General features: G+C 66.8%; 17 protein-coding genes and 3 pseudogenes. 10 read left to right on the top strand and 10 right to left on the bottom strand.

Features of this window, described 5'->3' with window-relative positions:
* Positions 1 to 247: 247 nt before the first annotated feature.
* From ACQR3U_RS17470 to ACQR3U_RS17460, 3 genes are read right to left on the bottom strand one after another with little or no spacing between them, the layout of a single operon-like run.
* Positions 248 to 1,426, bottom strand: a complete 1,179-nt coding sequence (locus ACQR3U_RS17470) for a CaiB/BaiF CoA transferase family protein (protein WP_230811038.1) — start codon at positions 1,424 to 1,426, stop codon at positions 248 to 250.
* Positions 1,423 to 3,153 carry an acyl-CoA dehydrogenase family protein gene (locus tag ACQR3U_RS17465; RefSeq protein WP_230811039.1) on the bottom strand — a complete coding sequence of 577 codons (1,731 nt, stop codon included), beginning with the start codon at positions 3,151 to 3,153 and terminating at the stop codon, positions 1,423 to 1,425. Before ACQR3U_RS17465 ends, ACQR3U_RS17470 begins: the two co-directional genes overlap by 4 nt.
* Before the next feature lie 15 nt (positions 3,154 to 3,168).
* A complete protein-coding gene (locus ACQR3U_RS17460) occupies positions 3,169 to 4,488 on the bottom strand; it encodes an MFS transporter (protein WP_230811070.1) in 1,320 nt (439 codons plus the stop codon).
* Positions 4,489 to 4,671: 183 nt separating this feature from the next.
* On the opposite strand from ACQR3U_RS17460, the gene ACQR3U_RS17455 reads away from it, so the two are divergent.
* Positions 4,672 to 5,550, top strand: a complete 879-nt coding sequence (locus tag ACQR3U_RS17455; RefSeq protein ID WP_230811040.1) for a LysR family transcriptional regulator — start codon at positions 4,672 to 4,674, stop codon at positions 5,548 to 5,550.
* A 236-nt stretch (positions 5,551 to 5,786) separates the two neighbouring features.
* Here the strand turns inward: ACQR3U_RS17455 and ACQR3U_RS17450 are convergent, their stop codons facing one another.
* A complete protein-coding gene (locus ACQR3U_RS17450; protein ID WP_006552048.1) occupies positions 5,787 to 6,086 on the bottom strand; it encodes a hypothetical protein in 300 nt (99 codons plus the stop codon).
* A gap of 299 nt (positions 6,087 to 6,385) precedes the next feature.
* Between ACQR3U_RS17450 and ACQR3U_RS17445 the strand changes: the two genes are divergently transcribed.
* Positions 6,386 to 7,231, top strand: a complete 846-nt coding sequence (locus tag ACQR3U_RS17445) for an alpha/beta fold hydrolase (protein ID WP_230811041.1) — start codon at positions 6,386 to 6,388, stop codon at positions 7,229 to 7,231.
* Between the two features lie 4 nt (positions 7,232 to 7,235).
* Here the strand turns inward: ACQR3U_RS17445 and ACQR3U_RS17440 are convergent, their stop codons facing one another.
* Together ACQR3U_RS17440 and ligD are read right to left on the bottom strand one after the other, a co-directional pair.
* Positions 7,236 to 7,637: a TIGR03668 family PPOX class F420-dependent oxidoreductase gene (locus ACQR3U_RS17440; RefSeq protein ID WP_024100938.1), complete on the bottom strand. Its 402-nt coding sequence runs from the start codon at positions 7,635 to 7,637 to the stop codon at positions 7,236 to 7,238.
* 5 nt (positions 7,638 to 7,642) lie between these two features.
* Positions 7,643 to 8,629 carry a non-homologous end-joining DNA ligase gene (gene ligD / locus ACQR3U_RS17435; protein ID WP_230811042.1) on the bottom strand — a complete coding sequence of 329 codons (987 nt, stop codon included), beginning with the start codon at positions 8,627 to 8,629 and terminating at the stop codon, positions 7,643 to 7,645.
* A 105-nt stretch (positions 8,630 to 8,734) separates the two neighbouring features.
* Between ligD and ACQR3U_RS17430 the strand changes: the two genes are divergently transcribed.
* On the top strand, positions 8,735 to 9,670 hold the full coding sequence (locus tag ACQR3U_RS17430) for a formylglycine-generating enzyme family protein (protein ID WP_230811043.1): 936 nt from the start codon (positions 8,735 to 8,737) through the stop codon (positions 9,668 to 9,670).
* Between the two features lie 88 nt (positions 9,671 to 9,758).
* A pseudogene (locus ACQR3U_RS17425) lies at positions 9,759 to 10,019 on the top strand (arylsulfatase); the annotation flags it as partial.
* A 61-nt stretch (positions 10,020 to 10,080) separates the two neighbouring features.
* Here the strand turns inward: ACQR3U_RS17425 and tnpA are convergent.
* Positions 10,081 to 10,515 carry an IS200/IS605 family transposase gene (gene tnpA / locus ACQR3U_RS17420; RefSeq protein ID WP_230811044.1) on the bottom strand — a complete coding sequence of 145 codons (435 nt, stop codon included), beginning with the start codon at positions 10,513 to 10,515 and terminating at the stop codon, positions 10,081 to 10,083.
* A 16-nt stretch (positions 10,516 to 10,531) separates the two neighbouring features.
* On the opposite strand from tnpA, the gene ACQR3U_RS17415 reads away from it, so the two are divergent.
* Both ACQR3U_RS17415 and ACQR3U_RS17410 read left to right on the top strand, forming a co-directional pair.
* On the top strand, positions 10,532 to 11,686 hold the full coding sequence (locus ACQR3U_RS17415) for an RNA-guided endonuclease TnpB family protein (RefSeq protein WP_317752419.1): 1,155 nt from the start codon (positions 10,532 to 10,534) through the stop codon (positions 11,684 to 11,686).
* 91 nt (positions 11,687 to 11,777) lie between these two features.
* Positions 11,778 to 12,092 (top strand): annotated as a pseudogene (locus ACQR3U_RS17410) (arylsulfatase); the annotation flags it as partial.
* A 63-nt stretch (positions 12,093 to 12,155) separates the two neighbouring features.
* Here the strand turns inward: ACQR3U_RS17410 and ACQR3U_RS17405 are convergent.
* Together ACQR3U_RS17405 and ACQR3U_RS17400 are read right to left on the bottom strand one after the other, a co-directional pair.
* Positions 12,156 to 12,986 carry an aldo/keto reductase gene (locus ACQR3U_RS17405; RefSeq protein WP_230811046.1) on the bottom strand — a complete coding sequence of 277 codons (831 nt, stop codon included), beginning with the start codon at positions 12,984 to 12,986 and terminating at the stop codon, positions 12,156 to 12,158.
* 39 nt (positions 12,987 to 13,025) lie between these two features.
* The gene (locus tag ACQR3U_RS17400) at positions 13,026 to 14,252 is read right to left on the bottom strand and encodes an MFS transporter (protein ID WP_230811047.1); all 1,227 of its coding nucleotides are present in this window, start codon (positions 14,250 to 14,252) and stop codon (positions 13,026 to 13,028) included.
* A gap of 162 nt (positions 14,253 to 14,414) precedes the next feature.
* Here ACQR3U_RS17400 and ACQR3U_RS17395 point away from each other — a divergent pair, with 162 nt between their 5' ends.
* The 4 genes and pseudogenes from ACQR3U_RS17395 (at position 14,415) to ACQR3U_RS17380 (ending at position 18,724) form a co-directional block, all read left to right on the top strand.
* Positions 14,415 to 14,906: a MarR family winged helix-turn-helix transcriptional regulator gene (locus ACQR3U_RS17395; RefSeq protein WP_006552056.1), complete on the top strand. Its 492-nt coding sequence runs from the start codon at positions 14,415 to 14,417 to the stop codon at positions 14,904 to 14,906.
* Positions 14,907 to 15,099: 193 nt separating this feature from the next.
* On the top strand, positions 15,100 to 15,804 hold the full coding sequence (locus ACQR3U_RS17390; RefSeq protein WP_230811048.1) for a universal stress protein: 705 nt from the start codon (positions 15,100 to 15,102) through the stop codon (positions 15,802 to 15,804).
* A gap of 428 nt (positions 15,805 to 16,232) precedes the next feature.
* Positions 16,233 to 17,459: a Na+/H+ antiporter NhaA gene (nhaA, locus tag ACQR3U_RS17385; RefSeq protein ID WP_230811049.1), complete on the top strand. Its 1,227-nt coding sequence runs from the start codon at positions 16,233 to 16,235 to the stop codon at positions 17,457 to 17,459.
* Positions 17,456 to 18,724: pseudogene (locus ACQR3U_RS17380) on the top strand (glycosyltransferase family 87 protein). Before nhaA ends, ACQR3U_RS17380 begins: the two are co-directional and overlap by 4 nt.
* Here ACQR3U_RS17380 and ACQR3U_RS17375 read toward each other — a convergent pair.
* Positions 18,697 to 19,407 carry a FadR/GntR family transcriptional regulator gene (locus ACQR3U_RS17375; protein ID WP_230811050.1) on the bottom strand — a complete coding sequence of 237 codons (711 nt, stop codon included), beginning with the start codon at positions 19,405 to 19,407 and terminating at the stop codon, positions 18,697 to 18,699. The pseudogene ACQR3U_RS17380 and the gene ACQR3U_RS17375 overlap by 28 nt on opposite strands.
* Positions 19,408 to 19,433 lie beyond the last annotated feature (26 nt).

The raw sequence follows: 19,433 nt of genomic DNA, 5'->3' as shown, positions 1-19,433 counted from the left end.
CGTTCTTTCGTGCGAGTCGGCGGTCGTGCAATCGATGCCGATCATGCGCGGCTCTTGTTTCGCGGACGTTACCCCCGCGTATCGCGGAGAAATCCGGACGCGTCGACCTCAGAAGTGCTGCCGCACTGCGTGACCCCGGCAACACCGCAGTGGGATGCCGCCATCGCCGTCCCTGGCCAACAGGCCTACGGCCGTTCCCGATCGATCGGAAACGGCCGTAGGCCAGCGATATTCGAGACGTTCGTCGCTAGGACGGAACGGAGACCTCCTGATATCCCGCGAGGATCTCGTCGGTATGTTCCCCGTGCAGCGGCGGCGCCGACCGCAGCGGCGGTCGTACCCCTCCGAAATTGACCGGGAACGCGATCTGTTCGAGAGGCCCGGACGCATGGTCGACGGTGCCGACCATGCCGATCGCGGCGGTGTGCGGGTCGCTGTAGATCTCGTCGAGATGCCGGATGGGGGAGACCGGCACGCCGTGGTCTTCCAGGATGCGGCACCAGTGCTGCACCGTCCCGGTCGCGAACGCCGCGGTGAGGACCTCGTCGAGTTCGCTGCGATGCTCGATGCGATCACGATTGCGGAGGAACCGCAGATCGGTCGCAAGTTCCGGTCTTTCCAGTGCCGTGCACAGCTTCTCCCACAATCCGTCGTTCCCGACCGCGACGACGAAATAACCGTCGTTCGCCGGATACGCCTGGTAGGGCGCGAGATTGGGGTGCGCGGAGCCCAGGGCGTGCGGGCGCTCCCGGGTGGCGAAGTAGTTCGTGGCCCAGTTGACGTGCATCGCCAGCTGGCATTCGAACAACGACGTGGTGACGTACTGGCCGCGACCGGTGCGAGTGCGTTCGACCAGCGCGGCGAGCACCCCGATGACCCCGAACAGTGCCGCACCGAGATCACCCATCGCGTACCCGGCCTTCATCGGCGCTCCGTTCGGTTCCCCGGTCAGCGACATCAGACCACCGGCGGCCTGGGCGACCATGTCGTAGCCGGGCTGGTCGGCCAACGGCCCCTCGTCACCGAAGGCCGAGATGTGCAGCACGATCAGGTGCGGATACTGCTCGGACAGGGCGCGGTAGTCGAAGATCTTCTGCAGACCGCTGCCGGGCTTGAAATTCTCGACCACGACGTCGGCGTCGGCGAGCATTCGCTGCACGATCCGCTGCCCTTCCTCGGATTTGAGGTCGATGGTCACCGACTTCTTGCCGCGGTTGACCGCGAGGTAGTAGGTGGCGTCGTCGCCGACGAAGGGCGGCCCCCACACCCGGGTGGGGTCGCCACCCTCGGGGTGCTCGACCTTGGTGACATCGGCGCCGAGGTCGGCGAACGACATGGTCGCGTACGGTCCGGCGAGGATCTTCGACAGGTCGAGGACCTTGACGCCGGCGAGCGGGGCGGGGCCGGTAGCGGGCTTCGTAGTCATCTTAGTGCTCCTGTCAGTGCAGTCGGTGCCGCATCGGCGGCGGTGCTCGGTGCCGCAGCGGCGGCGACGGACGGGTCGACGTCGGTGCCGTCGGCGATCGCGGCGAGGTGGACGAGAGCGACGGCATTCGGCTCATCGGCCAGGCCGTCCAGGTAGGCGTGGGCGACGAGCAACGACCGGTGGCCGAAACCGTGTTCGATGCGGTGCGACGCCAGGTCCACGAGCAGGGTGGCCATCACCGTCTGTGCGAGATCGTCGGTGTAGGCGGCGCAGCGGGTCTGCGCGTGCGCGTCGTCGCCGGCGAGCAGGTCTTCGCCGCGCGCCTCGAGCACGTCCCACCGTTCCCGCAGTGCCGCGACGACCGGGGCGCATTCCGGATGCGCCGCGTCGAGCAGTGTGCGCTGCGCGTCGGCGAGGACCCGGTGCGCGCCGTTCTTGCGCATGGACCGGAGTACGTCGAGCGCGATGACGTTGCTCGAACCCTCCCAGATCGATCCGAGATGCGAGTCGCGGACGAGGCGGGCGAAAACGCGGTCCTCGATATAGCCGCTGCCCCCCCGGATCTCCATCGCCTCACCGGTGACGGTGCGGGCACGTTTGCAGATGTAGTGCTTGGCGACGGGCGTGAGGATCCGGACGACACCGCGGGCCTGCTCGTCGCCCTTGTCGGCACGGTCGAGGGTCGCACCGCTGTAGGCGACGAGCGCGAGCGCGGCCTCGGCGTCGAGCAGCAGCGGCAGCAGGGTGGCGCGCATGAGCGGCTGATCGAACAGGGACTTCCCGAAGACCTCCCGCTCCCTCGTGTGAGCGACGGCGTCGCGCACGGCGCGCCGGATCAGGGCACTCGAGCGCATCGCGTTCGACAGGCGGGAGGTGTTGAGCATCTCCGTCATCTGCCGGAATCCACGGTCGAGGTCGCCGACCTGCAGCGCGTACGCGCTGTGCAGGGTGATCTCACCACTGGGCATCGATCGCGTGCCGAGCTTGTCCTTGAGCCGGTCGATCGTGTACGAGTTCCGGCTGCCGTCGGGAAGTTGCTTGGGCAGCATGAACATTCCCACCCCGCGGGTCGAGTTCTCGCCGCCGCCGGGGAACCGGGCCAGGGTGATCACGACGTCGGCGTCCGGGTTGGAGGCGAACCACTTTCGACCGGTCAATCTCCATGCGGTGCCGTCGAATTCGGCGCGGGTCTCGGTCTTCGCGATGTCCGTTCCGGCCTGGGTCTCGGTCATGAACATCGCCCCGGTCAGGGCGGTGGCCGGATCGGTGGAGGTCAGGCCGTCGATCCACGGACCGAACACCTCGGGGTCGCCGAACATCCGCAGGGTGCGCGCGGCGGCATCGGTCATCGACACCGGGCAGGCGAGGCCGAACTCGGCCTGCACGAACAGATACGACGCCAGGTACTTGACGAGATGCGGGGGTGTGTCCGTCCAACCGTGGATCGGGCGGTGCGACAGTGCCGAGAGGCCGTATTCGCTGTAGGCGGCGCGGCACAGTTCGAGATAGGCGGGGTGGTATTCGATGCGGTCGATCCGCTCGCCTTCGGGGTCGTACTGGTGCAGCACCGGCGGATGGGCGTTCGCTGTGGCCGCGAGCGCGTCGAGACGGTCGGCGGCATCGGCACCCAGACGCTCGAGGAGGCGGTCGGTGAGCGGCCGGTCGGAGTCGGAGATCCAGCGGTCGAGTACCGCGTGCAGGGCCGGGTCGGTGTGGGCGTAGTTCATGGTCGTCCGTTCGTGTCAGGAGGCGTCGGCCGTCGTCCGGGCGGGTGCGGGGCGTGGTTCGTCGGGCTCGGTGCCGGTCGGTGAGCGTTTGAGCAGGGCGGTCATGCAGACCAGGGAGAGCAGCACGTATCCGGGCCCGAGTCCGACGACCGGCCGGATCGAGTCGGTGCGCTCGAGGAGGAACTGGCTCGCCATCGGTGCGGTGCCGGCGAAGATCGCCGTCGAGATCTGGTACGACAGCGAGATGCCGGTGTAGCGCACGTGGGTGGAGAAGACCTGCGCGAGGATGCCGGCCAGCGCCGAGTAATACATCGCGTGCGGCGCGGTGGCGAGCACCATGCCGATGATCGCCCATGTGAGTGAGCCGGTGCGGATCAGCACGAACATCAGTGGCAGGACGACGAGCTCGGGTCCGAGCATCCACAGCACGGCCCGTCGCGCGTCGATCCTGGTGGCGAGAACCGCCCCGAAGGGTTGGACGAGCACCTGCGCGGCCAGCGCGAGGGTGATCACGAGCAGGAAGTCCGATCGGGTGAACCCGAGATCGGTGGTGGCCCACGCGAGGGCGAAGGTCGTCTTGACGTAGGTGATCGCGACACCCGCCACTACGGCACCGACACCGAGGAGCAGCGACGCCGGATGGGAGCGCAGGACCTCGACGAGCGGCAGCTTCGTGCGTTCCTGAGTGGCCGCGGCCACGCGCATCTCGGGTGTCTCCTGGATCCGCACGCGGATGTAGAGGGCGACGATCACCAGCGCGGCGGACGCCAGGAACGGAATACGCCAGCCCCAGCCCTCGAAGGTCGCGTCGGACATCGCGGTGAGACCGAGGAAGGCAAGGGTGGCGAGGAGATTGCCCACCGGCGAACCCTGCTGCGCGAACGCGCCGTAGAGAACCTTCTTGCCGGGTGGGGCGAATTCGGTGGCGATGAGGACCGCTCCGCCCCATTCGCCGCCCATCGCGATGCCCTGCAGCACGCGAAGGAGAACGAGGAGGACGGGTGCCCAGATCCCGATCTGATCGTAGGTGGGCAGCAGGCCGACGCCGATGGTGCCGGCTCCCATGAAGGCGAGGGTGATGATGACGGCATTCTTGTGTCCGAAGCGGTCGCCGAAGTGGCCGAAGACGATGCCGCCGAGCGGGCGGGCGATGAAACCGACGGCGAAGGTCGCGAAGGCGGCGAGCGTGCCGACCGCGGGGGAGGCGTCGGGGAAGAACAGTGCGCCGAGGACGAGTGCCGAGGCCGTGCCGTAGATGTAGAAGTCGAACCATTCGATGGTGGTGCCGACGAAGGCGGTCACACCGGCGCGGCGCGCTGCCCGGGTGTCGTGCATCGGGCGCGGCGGCGGGGTCGCGGTGTGCTCTGGAGAAGTATTCACGCTGCACTTCCGAGGGCGTCGAGCGGACTCGGTCCGCGGATGAATGAGTCGTGGATCACTATCACCGGCGCAACCGTGTAAAGTCCAAGACCTAATCGAGCACGATTGTGTAGATAAACCGACAAAATCGAGGTCGGCATGGAACTTCGGCAACTGCAGGCCTTCCTGGCGGTGGCCGAGGAGTTGCACTTCGGACGCGCAGCGGAGCGACTGCACATCGCCCAGTCGCCGCTCAGCCAGACGATCCGCGCCCTCGAACGCGACCTCGGCGCCGAGCTGTTCGCCCGCACCACCCGTTCGGTGCAGCTCACCGCCGCCGGTGAATCGCTGCTCGGTCCCGCGCGCGTCATCGCCGCCCAGATCGAGATCGCCCGGACGGTCGTGCGGTCGACGGCCTCGGGTGTCACCGGCGTGGTGAGCCTCGGATTCGGCGGCGCAAGCGGTTACACGGTGATCTCACAGCTGGCCCGGCGCCTCGAGGAGCGTTGTCCCGGGATCGAGCTGGATCTGCGTCCGCAGACCTATACGGGGGAAGTGCTCGATCTCGTCTCGCAGGGACTGCTCGACATGGGGATCGTCGGCCTCCCGGTGCCCCGGGACGTCGCCACCGAGACGGTGCGGCAGGAATCGCTCATGGTTGCGCTGCCGGCGGATCATCGATTGGCGACCCGGGAGGAACTCGACGCCGCCGATCTGACCGGCGAGCGGTTCGTCGTCTATCCCGCCGCCCACGGGTCGAGCGTGCGGGAGATGACCTTCACGGTGTGCCACTCCGCCGGATTCACCCCCGTGATCGCCCGGGAGGCACCGGACCCCTATAGCCTGCTGGCCCTCGTGGGTGCCGGGGTGGGGGTTGCGGTCGTCGTCGCGTCGACCACCGACATCACTGTGACGGGCGTTCGGTACGTCCCGCTGCGGAACAGTCCGGTGCTGCCGATCGCGCTCGCGTGGCGTCGTGACAACCCGGCGCCGGCGGTCCGCCGGGTGGTGGATGTGCTGCGCGCACATGTGAACTGACCGCTGTCGCACCCCGGTATGTGCCCTCCGGGTAGGTCGGGCGTGTCAAGGTGGAAGACACCCTCGAAAGGTCCGACGCTCGAACGGAGGAGGTGAACCATTGCCGGACACCGACGACCGACAACAGCACACCCAGGACGATCTCGATCGTGGCTCTCGACGTCGACGAGCCGTCCTGCAAACTCGTCGAGAAGGTGCCTCGCTCGCGGCAATCGACAGGACTGATGCGCTGACAACTACCGACTCACAAGGACCGCTCGGGCACGGTCGAGCACAGTGTTCAGCGCACGTTCCGCGGCGACACGGTCGGCCGGATAGACGGCCTCCCAGATACCGGACGTCAGCTCCTCGATGCGATGTTCGATCCTTGCCACGGTTTCTCGTCCGGATTCGCTGAGCCGGTCGTAGCGGATCAGGCCCCGAGCGATCAGGGAATCGACGACCTCCGCAGTGTCCGGTGCGTAGGTGGTGTCGTGGAGCAGAGCGTTGAGAGTCTTCTCGGTGGGGCCGATGAGTTGTGGTCCGAGAGCGATCACGGTTCCTCCAGGAGTGTCGGTGTGCGGACAGCACCTCGAGTCGACTCGAGGTCGATACGCGATGCCATATGGCCGGTCGGTTCTGTAGACCTCGACGGCCGGACCGATGAGATCGAGGAGTTGCTCCGGTCTGTCCTTTCAACGCCACCACTCGTGGCCACTGTCGTGGACTTCGTTCACGCAAATTCGGACAAGACGGAACCCGATCGAGAAGGAGACGAGACCATGGGACATCGACCGCGGCTCGACGGCACCCGCTACGAGGACTCGACCTTGCACACCGGAAGCTCGAGCGAGTCATGACCACCATCAGCGCCAACGGGGTCGACCTCGGCGTCGAGTTCTTCGGCGACGATGACGCACCACTCGTCCTGCTCGTCGGCGGCACGACGATGCTCTCGTGGCCCGACGAACTGTGCACACGGCTCGCCGCGGGTGGGCGTCGTGTCGTGCGATACGACCTGCGGGATTGTGGGGAGTCGACGACGAAGGACCCGGACGCGCCCGGCTACACCCTGCGCGACCTCGCCGACGATGCGGCAGCCCTCGTCGACGCGCTCGATGGCAGGCCGGCGCATCTCGCGGGTATCGGCGTCGGCGGCATGGTCGCCCAAGTCGCCGTGCTCGACCATCCCGACGCATTCCGGGCACTGACTTTGGTCGGGACACGTCCGGTAGCACCGGGCCCGTGCGATCCCGACCTTCCCGATCACGACGCGGCGACGATGAAGCGGGTGTTCGCGCTCCCGATGCCCGACTGGGCCGATCGCACGGCCGTGGCGGAGTTCGCGGCTAACGGCGCCGCGGTCCTCGGCAACGATCCGGACGCCGCGCGCGTGGTTGCCGGGCGCATCTGGGACCGCACCCCGAACGACGAACCGTCGGTCCAGGCCGCGAATCAGCTCGGAACGGTCTTCGCCGGACTCGATTGCACGCCCCGCTGGCGGGAACGCTTGCCCCAGGTCGACGTCCCGACCCTCGTCGTGCACGGTCGCCGGGATCCGTTCTTCCCCGTCGGCAACGGAGAAGCCATCGCACGCGAGATCCTGGGAGCGCGGTTGCTCGTCCTGGACGATGCCGGCACCGCGGTCCCCGTTGCGGCGGTCGACGAGATCGCCGAGGCGATGCTCACGCTGGACCGGTAGTTGCTCACGCCGACCAGGACCGCCAGCGCAGCCTGTCGATGGTGATCACCGGTCCGGGTGGTCGTTTCGCCTGGTACTGCGAGTATTTGCGGACGAGAGCGTCGATGCCCGCAGTTCCTTCGGGCGTATCGGCGTCGTGGACCGTGGCGATGCCGTCGATGCGGACCCACCACAGCTGCGACCAGTCGTCGCTGTAGTGGTCGACGAGCACGCACACCCGCGGGTTCTCGGCGATGTCGGCGAGTCGACGGAGGCGCCGGGTGGATTTCGGCTTGTCGTCGACGCAGGTGTGGATCACGTCGCCGTCGATGGCGAACACGATGGGGACGAGGTGTGGCTCGCCGGACCCGTCGGCGGTGGCGAGGCGGGCCACTCGGGCATCGGCGACACTGCGACGGACGTCCATGCGCCTCACGGTAACCGGACGGTCAGTGTCGGCCCGGGCAGATCGACCTCCGGCACCGTCTTGTCGGTGCGTAGTCCTCGCCAGCTCGGATGCCGGAGGCTTCCGCCCGCGTACTCCCGGTACTCGACCTCTCCGACGAGGATGGGCTCCACCCAGTGGGCGCCGTGGGTCTCCCGTGCCGGCGGCGCGACCGCCAGCGGGGTCGTCGGTCGTTCCAGGGGACGCAGCTGCGATCGCAACTCACGTCTGGTCGCGGCGGCGAACCCCGTCCCGACCCGGCCGATGAACACCAACCGTTCCTCGTCGTCGTGGGCGCCGAGCAGCAACGAACCGATGCCGCCGGCCGCTTTGCCGGATCCGGGGAGCCACCCGACGACGACCACCTCGGTGTTCCGACGCAGCGGCGTCTTGATCCAGCCGTCGCTGCGGGTCCCGGGTAGATACGGTGCGTCCGGGTCCTTGGCGACGATCCCTTCGAGGCCGTGTTCGCGCGCGACCGTGAGCATGGTCGGTGCGTCGACATCGGTCCAGTAGGGCGACAGCTGAACCCGAGGTCCGGGGGCGATCAGATCGTCGAGGACGGCCCGGCGATGCCGATAGGACAACTTCGTCGTGGACTCACCGTCGAGAGCGAGGACGTCGAACAGGTAGATCAGCACCGGTAGCTCGGCGCGTAGCTCCTCGGTGGGACGGTGGACGTGCATGCGGCGCTGCAACCGGGCGAAGGACGGCCGACCCTCGGAATCGAGGGTGACGATCTCGCCGTCGACGATGCAGTCCCGGCCGCCCGTCGCGGTGGTGAGCAGGTGGGGGAGTTCGGGGAAGCTCCGGGTGATGTCGTTCCCGGTGCGGCTGGTCAGCCGGCACTGTGCGTCGGTCACCGTGGCGAGGGTGCGCTGGCCGTCCCATTTCATCTCGAACGCCCAGTTCCCTGTCGGCGGCGGACCGAGGGTCGCCAGCATCGGGGACAGTTCCGTCGTCGTGGAGGGCATATCCCGAGTCTGCGGTACGGGGCAGGGACGGGACCGGTGAATGCGCGGTCTCGTCGCGTCGGTGCGTCCCTCGCGCCCCGACCCGGGCCGTGCGAGGCTGACGTCATGACGCGTGCTGCGACACAGAACATGACCCTCATCGCCGGAGGCATGTTCTGGATGGGGTCGGAGGATTTCTATCCGGAGGAGCGACCGGTCCACCAGGTGACGGTCGACGGGTTCTGGATGGACACGCACCCGGTGACCGTCGCCGAGTTCCGGCACTTCGTGAAGGACACCGGATACGTCACCACCGCGGAGGTCGCGCCCGACCCCGCCGATTATCCCGGCGCCGATCCGTCCCTGCTCGCACCCGGCTCGCTCGTGTTCACGCCGCCTCCGGGGCCGGTACCGCTCGATGACTACACGAGGTGGTGGTCGTTCGTCCCGGGCGCGAACTGGTGTCATCCCGAAGGGACGGGGAGCACCGTCGGCGGGCGGGAACGCCATCCCGTCACCCACGTGTCGTGGTTCGATGCCCGCGCCTACGCCGAGTGGGCCGGCAAGGAACTGCCGACCGAGGTCGAATGGGAGTTCGCCGCCCGCGGCGGACTCGACCGCAAGGCCTTCACATGGGGCGACGAGCACGAACCGAAGGGCCGGCCCGGCGGGAACGTCTGGCAGGGCGAATTCCCGTGGCAGAACCTCGAAACGGACGGATTTGCCGGAACCTCACCTGTCGGACACTTCCGGCCGAACGGGTACGGTCTCCACGACACGGCGGGCAACGTGTGGGAGTGGACCGCCGACTACTTCACCGCCAACCATGCTTCGAGCGGCAAGAACGTCGCGCCGGCGTCGTCGTGTTGTATCCCGACGAACCCCCGCGTCGACACGGCCGAACACGATCCGCGCGAAGCGTATCCGCGCCGTGTCATCAAGGGCGGATCGCATCTCTGCGCCCCGAACTACTGCCTGCGGTACCGACCCGCGGCCCGCCAGGGTGACACCGAGGAGACCGCGACGTGCCATATCGGATTCCGCTGCATCATTCGCCCGTGAGACGGCAGGTTTCGCCCTGGTCAGGGGTGTATGCAACCTGATACCGGTGGCGTACTGGGAACGGATGGGGTGAAAAGAGGAATCCACGATGTGCCAGGATCTGCGTCCGGGTCCGATCCCGGGCGGAGAAACGCTGCCGTTCCCACCGGTGCCGTCGGGAAGCATCGCAGGACGGACCATGCAGGAATCGGTCTACAGGCCACGCATACAGCACCGTCGCCATCCCGATGACGACCCGAACATCCTCGTCGTCCTCATCGACGACGCGGGCCCCGGTCTGCCGAGCGCATTCGGCGGTGAGGTGAACACGCCCACGCTCGACCGCTTGCTCGACGAAGGCATCAACTACCGGAGTGTGGGCTGGTGCTCCGCCCTTCAGGGCGGGGGTGAAGGTCCACGCGGGAGGGCTGTCAAAGCCCGAGCGTGCTCTGGGCGGGACGGTTCTGCTGTTCGATGTACTGGCGCAGGATCGACAGTGGAGCACCACCGACAGAGCCCGCGAAGTAGGAACCCGACCACAAGCGTTGTGCCCGCCAGTAGTGCTCGACGAGTTCGGGGAACTCTTGCCGCATCCGCCGAGACGAAACCCCCTTGAGAGAGTTGACCAGTTTCGACAGGGCAACTTTCGGGGGGAAATTGACGAGCAGGTGGACGTGACTGCCTTCGCCGTTGAACTCGACCAGTTCGCATTCGAAGTCGGCGCACACCGCGCGCATGATCTCTTCCATCCGCTCGAGGTGGCGTGCGGTGAACACCCGATGCTGATACTTCGTGACGAAAACCAAGTGTGTATGGAGGGCAAAAATGCAATGCCTGCCAGTGCGTATATCAATGATTTTATCCATAAACCAACTGTAGTTTGTGGGTGTGCAGCTCAGGTACAACTTCCGCGTCTATCCGACGCCCGGTCAGCAAATTGCGCTGGCTCAGGCGTTCGGGTGTGCGCGTGTGGTGTACAACGATGCGCTCGCGGCGCGAAGGGCGGCGTTCGAGAAGGGTGAACGGATCAGTGACGCCGAGTTGTCGAAGCGGCTCACCGCAGCGAAGGCCACCCCGGAACGGGCGTGGCTGGGCGACGTGTCCTCGGTGGTGTTGCAGCAGGCGCTGGCCGATCTGAACACCGCGTATCGGAACTTCTTCGCCTCGGTCACGGGAAAGCGGAGGGGCGCACGGGTCGGGGCACCTCGGTTCCGGTCGCGGCGGGACAACAGGCAAGCGATCAGATTCACAAGGAACGCCCGGTTCGCGATCACCGCCGGCGGCGCTGTGCGGTTGCCGAAGATCGGGGACGTGAAAGTCGTGTGGTCGCGGGATCTGCCGTCGGAGCCGTCGAGTGTGTCGATCATCAAGGACGCCGCTGGCCGGTACTTCGCGTCGTTCGTGGTGGAGACCACCGACGAGCCGTTGCCCGAGTGCGCTGCGGAGGTGGGTATCGATCTGGGGCTCGCGGCGTTCGCGGTGTTCTCGGATGGGAAGGTCATCGATTCGCCGAAGTTCTTCCGTCGTGCCGAGCGGCGGTTGAAGAAGGCGCAACAGGGGCTGTCCCGCAAGGAGAAGGGTTCGAAGAATCGAGCGAAGGCGCGTATCCTTGTCGCCAAGGCTCACGCCGACGTGGCCGATGCCCGTAAGGACTGGGCGCACAAGCAGTCCACGGCGATCATCCGCGAGAACCAAGCGGTGTTCGTCGAGAATTTGTGTGTCGCCGGGCTGGCGCGGACGCGGTTGGCGAAGTCGGTTCACGATGCTGGTTGGTCGATGTTCGTCACCATGCTCGACGAGAAGACCCGGAGGTATGGTCGGGTGCTGGTGAAGGTGGACCGTTGGTTCCCGTCGAGTCAATTGTGTTCGACGTGCGGTCGGATCGACGGTCGGAAACCGTTGTCGGTGCGACAGTGGGAGTGCACGGGGTGTGGGGTGGTTCACGACCGAGATGTGAATGCCGCGAGAAACATCCACGCCGCAGGACGTGCGGAGTGGTTAAACGCCTGTGGAGAGACCGTAAATCCTTTCGCCTAGCGGGAGGTACGTCCCTGTGAAGCAGGAACCCACCGGAGAACCGTAAGGTTCAGGAGGAATCCCGGTCTCTTCAGGACCGGGAGGACGTCAAGAGTACAACTTGTTCATCCTGATGCGGACGAAGATGCGTTCGGCGACCCGCATCGCACCCGGGCACCACCTCGTCGAGGTGGTCACCAAGTACGCCGAAGCGCGCCCCGGTGGTCCGTTGAACGTCCGGATGTCAGTCGACGGGCAGTCGGTGGGGGAGACCGTCGTGCCGGTCAGTGCGCCGTTGCTGTTCACGGCCAACGACTGCCTGGACATCGGCACCTGCCTGGGTTCACCGGTTTCGCTCGACTACTTCGACCGGGCACCGTTCCCGTTCGACGGGAGCATCGACCGGATGACCGTCGAATACACCTGAACGCAGCTCTTCGAGCGCCTTACAGGCTCCGGGCGGTGGATCCGCCCGGAGCCGCGAGGTCTGTCAGTTGAACTCGTCCGGATGAGGTCCGGTGCGCAGATCGCGATCGGCACCGGCGATGGTCGACATGTCCTCGTCGGTCAGCTCGAAGTCGAAGACCTCGAAGTTCTCCCGGATCCGGGACGGCGTGACCGACTTCGGGATGACGACGTTGCCGAGCTGCAGATGCCAGCGCAGCACCACCTGGGCCGGCGAATTGCCGGTGCGTTCGGCGATCGACGTGATCGCCTCGTCGTTCAGCACGGCGCCCTGGGCGAGCGGGCTCCATGCCTCGGTGGCGATTCCGTGTTCGGCGTGGAAGGCGCGCAGTTCGCTCTGCTGCAGACCGGGGTGCAATTCGATCTGGTTGATCGTCGGGACGAGCGAGCTGCCGTCCAGCAGGCGCTGCAGGTGGGCGGGCTGAAAGTTCGACACGCCCGCGGCGCGGAGGCGTCCTTCTTCGACGAGGCGTTCGAGGGCACGCCAGGTGTCGGCATAGCGGTCGCGGGCCGGGGTCGGCCAGTGGATCAGGTAGAGGTCGAGACGATCGAGGCCGAGCGCGGCGAGGCTCGTGTCGAAGGCACGGAGGGTGGCGTCGTAGCCCTGATCGGAGTTCCACACCTTCGTCGTGATGAACAGCTCGTCGCGGGACAGTCCGGAGTCCGCCAGCGCGCGGCCGACGCCGGCCTCGTTGCCGTAGATCGCGGCCGTGTCGATGTGGCGGTAGCCGGTCTCGAGTGCGGAACTGACGGCCGCAGTGGTCTCGTCCTCGGGGATCTGGAAGACGCCGAAGCCGAGCTGGGGGATCTCGACGCCGTTGTTCAGGGTGACGGTGGGGATCGTGGACGATGTCACGAGATGGTGCTCCTTCGGGGGTGTTCGCGTAGTTCGGGATCAGAGTCGGACGGGGTCGACGGCAGTACGGGAGGTGTTGTGGAGGTCGGGTTCTGCGGATGGGCGAGTTGCGTTGGCGTGATCGTCCTTTCGCTGTAGTCGGTGGGACAGGACCGCCGGGATCAGTGCGGACGCGGCCAAAACGGCCCCGACGGCGTTGGGTGCCGTGTACCCGAATCCGGCGGATATCACCATGCCGCCGAGCCAGGCGGCCAGAGCGTTGCCGAGATTGAAGGCACCGATGTTGGCGGCGGACGCCAGGGTCGGGGCGTCGTGCGCATGGTCGAGCACGTGCTTCTGCAGGGGCGGGACGGTCGCGAAACCGAGAGCGCCGATCAGGAAGACCGCCGCGACGGACACGGTTTTGTCGGAGGCCAGGAAGGTGAACAGACCGAGCACCACGGCCAGGCCGGCCAGGGCGGTGTAGAGCATCGGCATGAGATTGCGGTCGGCGAAATGTCCCCCGACGAGGTTGCCGACCACCATGCCGGTTCCGAACACGGCCATCAGCCGGGGGACGGAGGACTCGGCGAAACCGCCGACATCGGTCAGGATCGGTGCGATGTAGGTGATCGCGGCGAACACGCCCCCGAAGCCGAGGACGGTCATGGTCATGGCCAGCACGACCTGGACGTTCTTGAACGCCGCGATCTCGTGGCGCAGCCGGACGCCCTCGGGTCGGGGGACGTCGGGGACGAGCTTCGTGACGCCCACGAGACCGACGACGCCGAGCGCGGCGACGACCAGGAACGTCGCCCGCCAGCCCGCGGTGTGGCCGACGAAGGTACCCAGTGGGACGCCGACGACATTGGCAACCGTCAGTCCGGTGAACATCAGGGAGATGGCAGCGGCTTTCTTCTGCGGTGCCACCAGCTCCGCAGCGACCACTGAGCCGATGCCGAAGAACGCTCCATGAGCGAGGGAGGCGACGACGCGGCCGATCAGCATGACGGCGAAGGTGGGCGCGAGGGCAGAGACGGCATTGCCCAGGACGAACAGGCCCATGAGCAGCATCAACATGTTCTTACGGGAGATCCTGGTGCCGAGCGCCGTCATGATCGGGGCGCCGATCATGACGCCGAGGGCGTAGCCGGTGACGAGATATCCGGCGGTGGGGATCGACACTCCGAGATCCGATCCGACCTGGGGGAGCAACCCCATGATCACGAATTCGGTGGTGCCGATTCCGAAGGCGCCGATGGCCAGGGCCAGCAGGGCGAGTGGCATGAGAACGATCCTTCGATCGAGAAGAGACGCAGACGCGCTTTACTGGCGTAGACAATAATTGCAGACGCCGACTAACTGCAAGCGCGGGTATAGTGAGCGATGTGGCGACGTCGGCATGCCGTCCGCGTCACCTGTTCGTACGAGCCGACCCAGGAGCCGACCATGACCGCCACGGACCCGTCGATGACCGCGTTGGCCAACAGTTGGTCGGCGCTGTCGCTCCTGCACGGGCGAATCGAGAACCGGATCGAGAGCGCTCTGCAGTCCGGCCACGAATTGAGCGTGCGCGAATATTCGCTGCTGGACGTGCTCAACCGTCAGCACGACGGGGAGGGCGGGCACCTGCAGATGCGCCAGGTCGCCGACGCTGTGGTCCTCAGTCAGAGCGCGACGACGCGGCTGGTCACCCGGCTCGAGGATCGTGGGTTGCTCGCGCGCTATCTGTGTCCCACCGATCGCCGCGGCATCTACACCGACGTCACTGACGCCGGTCGGCGCCTGCTCGAAGAGGCCCGGCCCACCCACAACGCCGCCCTCCGGGAGGCGCTCGACGAGGCCGCAACCGAACCCGTCCTGGCGCCGCTGGTCGATGCCATCCGGCAGTTGCAGGACAGTGATCGGGCGGATACCGCCGGGGGTCCGACTCGACGCTGACGGGGCGACCTCGCGGCGACGTCCTCCGCGCGCAGACCTGTCGGAACAACGGGTGAGATCACGCGGTCGGGTATCGTCTCCCCTGGTGTGCCGGGAAGACTGGTCGGCGGGAACAGGTTTCTTCGACGACCCCGGAGGATGACATGAACGCAGCGGTACACCTCTTCTCGGCGCACGCATCTGGGGGCACGCCATGAACTGGGCAGTCTTCGTCGCCTTCCTCGTCGTATGGGTGCTGTCAGGACTCGTGACCGGTCTGTGGATGGCACGTCGAGGCCACGACCCTCGCTGGACGATCATCGCCGTCATCCTCGGACCGCTGTTCGTCCCCATCGCCTTCGAGCGCGTCGAGCGTGTTCCCCGGTCCGTCGAAGTGACGAGGGTGGCCCGGCAGCACGCCGGAGAGGTCGACAAGGGCGGACTTCGCGTGATGGTCGGCTACGACGGATCCACCGAGGCCAAGCATGCGCTGGATGCGGCGCGACGACTGTTCGGCCCCGCCGGTGGAGTGCTCGAACTCGTCGTCGTGATCTCCTACGACGACGCCGGCGATCCGGACTCCGAACTTCTCGCCACGGTGCGACGACGACTCGAGCAGGCCGTCGAATCGATGGGTGATATTTCGGTGGGATATGCCGTCCTCGCCGGCCCGGCCGGTCGATGCCTGGGTTGGTTCGCCGAGGAACATCACGCCGACGTTCTCGTCGTGGGGCGCCGCGGACGAGGCATGTCCTCCCGGATGCTCGGTAGCGTCGCCGAATACCTCATCGGGCACTCTCATGTGCCTGTGCTCGTCGTCGATCCCACCGTCGTCTCGCCGGATGCGGGTACGAACGAACCCACGGTCGCCGTTCGGGTCGCTCCCGAGGAGAACGTGACGGGCACCGCGTCGAACTGACCCGATGCGGTATGGTCGATCTCGGTGCGCCGGGAAGTCTGGTCGGCAGAAGGAATTACGTCGTCGAACCGGAGGACCCGTGTCCGTACCCGTCTGTCCCGTCGCCACCCGTCGCGCCCGAGCTCTGCAGCCGGCGCAGTGAGTGGCACTCTCGCGAGGCATGCCCACCGCAGCGCCGGAGGTCGCATCGGCCTCCCTGCTGTGTGTCGGCGTCCGACACCGAAATCGCAGGGATGCCCTAGTTTTCGGTATCCGATTCCACTCCGGGGCTCGGAACCTACTGCCGCCCATGCGGATCGGGCGCATCCGACACAGCAGGTCCACGTTCGCGTACCGCGTGCCGTCGAGAATTCCGAGGACCTGTGATGCCGAACATCTTCTCGGGAGTCCCTTTCCTCTCTCGCGGAACATGGCAGGACACACGCCGTGTGACGGAGATCCTCCGCAAGGAGACCGTCGGCGGTGTCCTGCTGCTCATCGGTGCCGTCATCGCATTGATCTGGGCGAACACCGGATGGTCGGATTCCTACCACGCCCTGCGGGAGACCCGTATCGGTCCGGCGTCATGGCACCTGAACCTGTCCCTGGGCACCTGGGCGGCCGACGGACTGCTCGCCGTGTTCTTCTTCGTCGTCGGCGTCGAGCTCAAACGGGAATTCGTCGAAGGCAGTCTGCGGGACCTGCGGCGTGCCGCCATGCCGGTGACCGCCGCCCTGGGAGGCATGATCGTCCCGGCCGTGATCTTCGCTTTCATCAATCTTCGTGGTGGCGCCGACGCGTTGAACGGATGGGCGGTCCCGACGGCCACCGACATCGCGTTCGCCGTAGCGATTCTCGCCGTCATCGGTAGTCATCTCCCATCGGCGCTGCGAACGTTCCTGCTCACCCTCGCCGTGGTCGACGACCTGCTCGCCGTGACCGTGATCGCGGTCTTCTACACCGACGAGGTGAACCTGCTCTACCTGGGCGGGGCGCTGATCCCGTTGACGCTGTTCGGCATCGCGCTCCGACGCGGCTTCGGTGCCTGGTGGCTCCTGGCGTCGTTGGCGGCAGTGACCTGGTGGCTGGTCCACGAATCCGGTGTGCACGCGACCATCGCCGGTGTACTGCTCGGCTTCGCGGTTCCCGTCGCCCGGCAGGTGGGGGACCGCACGATTCCGGTCGCCGAGCACGTCGAACACCGGATCCGGCCGCTGTCCGCCGGAATTGCCGTGCCGGTCTTCGCCTTCTTCGCCGCCGGCGTCACCGTTGGCGGATTCACCGGCCTGGCGAACGCCCTCGCCGATCCCATCTCCGCCGGGGTGATCGCCGGTCTGGTCGTCGGCAAGGTCGTCGGAATCTTCGGAGTCAGCTACCTGGTGGCGCGCTTCACCCGAGCACATCTCGACGACGAGCTGAGTTGGGTGGACGTGCTGGGTGTGTCCCTGCTCGGCGGTATCGGCTTCACGGTGTCCCTGCTCATCGGCGACCTCGCTTACGGTGCAGGCACCGTCGCAGCCGATCACGTGAAGGTGGCCGTGCTGTGCGGATCGTTGCTCAGCGCCGCTCTGGCCTCGACTGTTCTCGTCGCCCGTAACCGTGCCTACCGCAGGATCACGGCAGCCGAGCGGGTCGACGAGGACGGCGACGGGATTCCCGACGTTTATCAGCGATGAGCGAGAGTTCGGATCGCGGTCGGGACGGTGGGCCGTGGTGGGTCCAGCCGACCGTGCGGTCACCGCAGGCTCTGCTGAAGTGTGTCTTCTGGCCGGTCGCCGTGATGCTCGTCGTCCATCGCACGGTGATCCGCGCCGTGGACGGTGCGCGCACGGACGACTTCACTGGCGTCTACCGCGCAGCCGTCGCCTTCTGGAACCGTGAACCGGTCTACACAGCGACGTACGAACACGTCGACCCGCACTACCTCTACCCGCCGTCGGGTTCGCTGCTGATCACACCGTTCGCGGTCCTCGAACACGAACTCTCGCGATGGGCGTTCATCGGGGTCAACGCGGCGGCCGTCCTCGTCGCCGTGTAACTCGTCGTGCGGATGTTCGGGTACACGGCGCGATCGGCGGTGTTCCCGATCGCGGTGACGGTCGCCTTCGCGTCCGAATCGGTGATCAACACCCTGGTGTTCACCAACATCAACGGGGTGATCCTGCTCGGCCAGGTGGCGTTCCTGACGCTGTTGCTGGCGCGGCGGGACCTCTGGGCGGGCGCGGCGATCGGGGTGACCTTCGCGATCAAACCGATTCTCGCGCCGTTGCTGTTGCTTCCCGTGCTGCGCCGCCAGAGCAAGGTTCTCCTGACCGCCGCATTGGTGCCGGTCGGGCTCACCGCATTGGCGTGGCCGTGGGCTGCGGATCCGTGGCAGGTCGTCGAACGCACCGTTCCGTATCTGTTGCAGTCCCGCGACTACTTCAACAGTTCGATCACCGGCAATGGCACCTACTACGGTCTGCCCGAACCACTGATCCTCGCGCTGCGCATCGGTTTCGCGTTCCTCGCCGCGGCCACGATGTATCTGCTCCACCGCTACCACCGGCACGACGAGGTGTTCTTCGTCGTCACCGGTGCCGGCGTGCTGATGACCGCGTCGTCCCTGCTCGGTTCGCTCGGGCAGATGTACTACTCGATGCTCCTGTTCCCGTTGCTCATGAGCGTGGTCCTCCCACAGTCCGTGATGCGGAACTGGCCGGCCTGGCTGGCGGTGTACGGCTTCCTCAGTGCCGACGAATGGTACTCGGGCAGATGGGTGGAGGCGGGACGGTATGCCGAGTACATGCGCCCTACCTGGGGGTGGTCGCTGCTGCTCATCGTGGTATTCGCGGTGCTGGTCGATCGCCGACGATCCACACGCGTCCCCGAACCGGTCACAGACCCTTCGGTGGACATCGCCCGAGTCGGACGTCAGAACGCGTCGGCGCCGAAACTCTGAGTGTAGTAACCGCGGATGTGCTCGACGATGCGCTTGCGGGCGAGCGTGGCATCGCCGGCGCGGACCGCGTCGACGAGACCACGGTGCTCGTGACGCAGCCGCACGCAGGTCATGGGCCAGTCGGTACTTGGTGCGCCCGCGAGGACGTAGCTCTCGATGGAGTCGCGCAGACCGGCCATCATCGCCGCGACGACGAGGTCGCCCGCCGCGTCGGCCATCGCGACGTGGAACTGGGCATCGAGAACCAGGAACTCGGGTGCGGCCAACTCCGGATCGTCCATCGCGTCCAAGAGTTCCTCGGCCTGGATGAGTTCCGGTGCCGGGGTCCGGTCGGCCAGAGTCTGCATCACTTCCGTCTCGAGCACCAGGCGCGTGCGGACGATGTCGGAGACCGGGAAGTTCTGCGCGGCGACCTGCAGGCGCATGAGCATCGACATCCCGCCGGTGGGTCGCGAGACGATCATCGCGCCGGCGTTCGGCCCGGATCCGGTGTGGGTGCTGAGCAGACCGAGGGCTTCCATCACCCGCAGCGCCTCACGAACAGAGGACCGGCCGACGCCGAGTTGTGCGGCGAGCGTGCGCTCCGGGGGCAGACGCTGGCCCGGGCCGAGTTCTCCCGTGACCAGCATCTGCTCCAAGTGGTTGAGCACCTGCTCCCACGCACGACCCTCGGACGACGACATGACTTCAGAGCCTAGTCGATTCCGGA

The organism is Rhodococcus sp. IEGM1339 (assembly GCF_050321925.1).
GTDB classification, from domain to species: Bacteria; Actinomycetota; Actinomycetes; order Mycobacteriales; family Mycobacteriaceae; genus Rhodococcus; species Rhodococcus pyridinivorans.
This window is presented reverse-complemented; position numbering and strand designations above follow the sequence as displayed.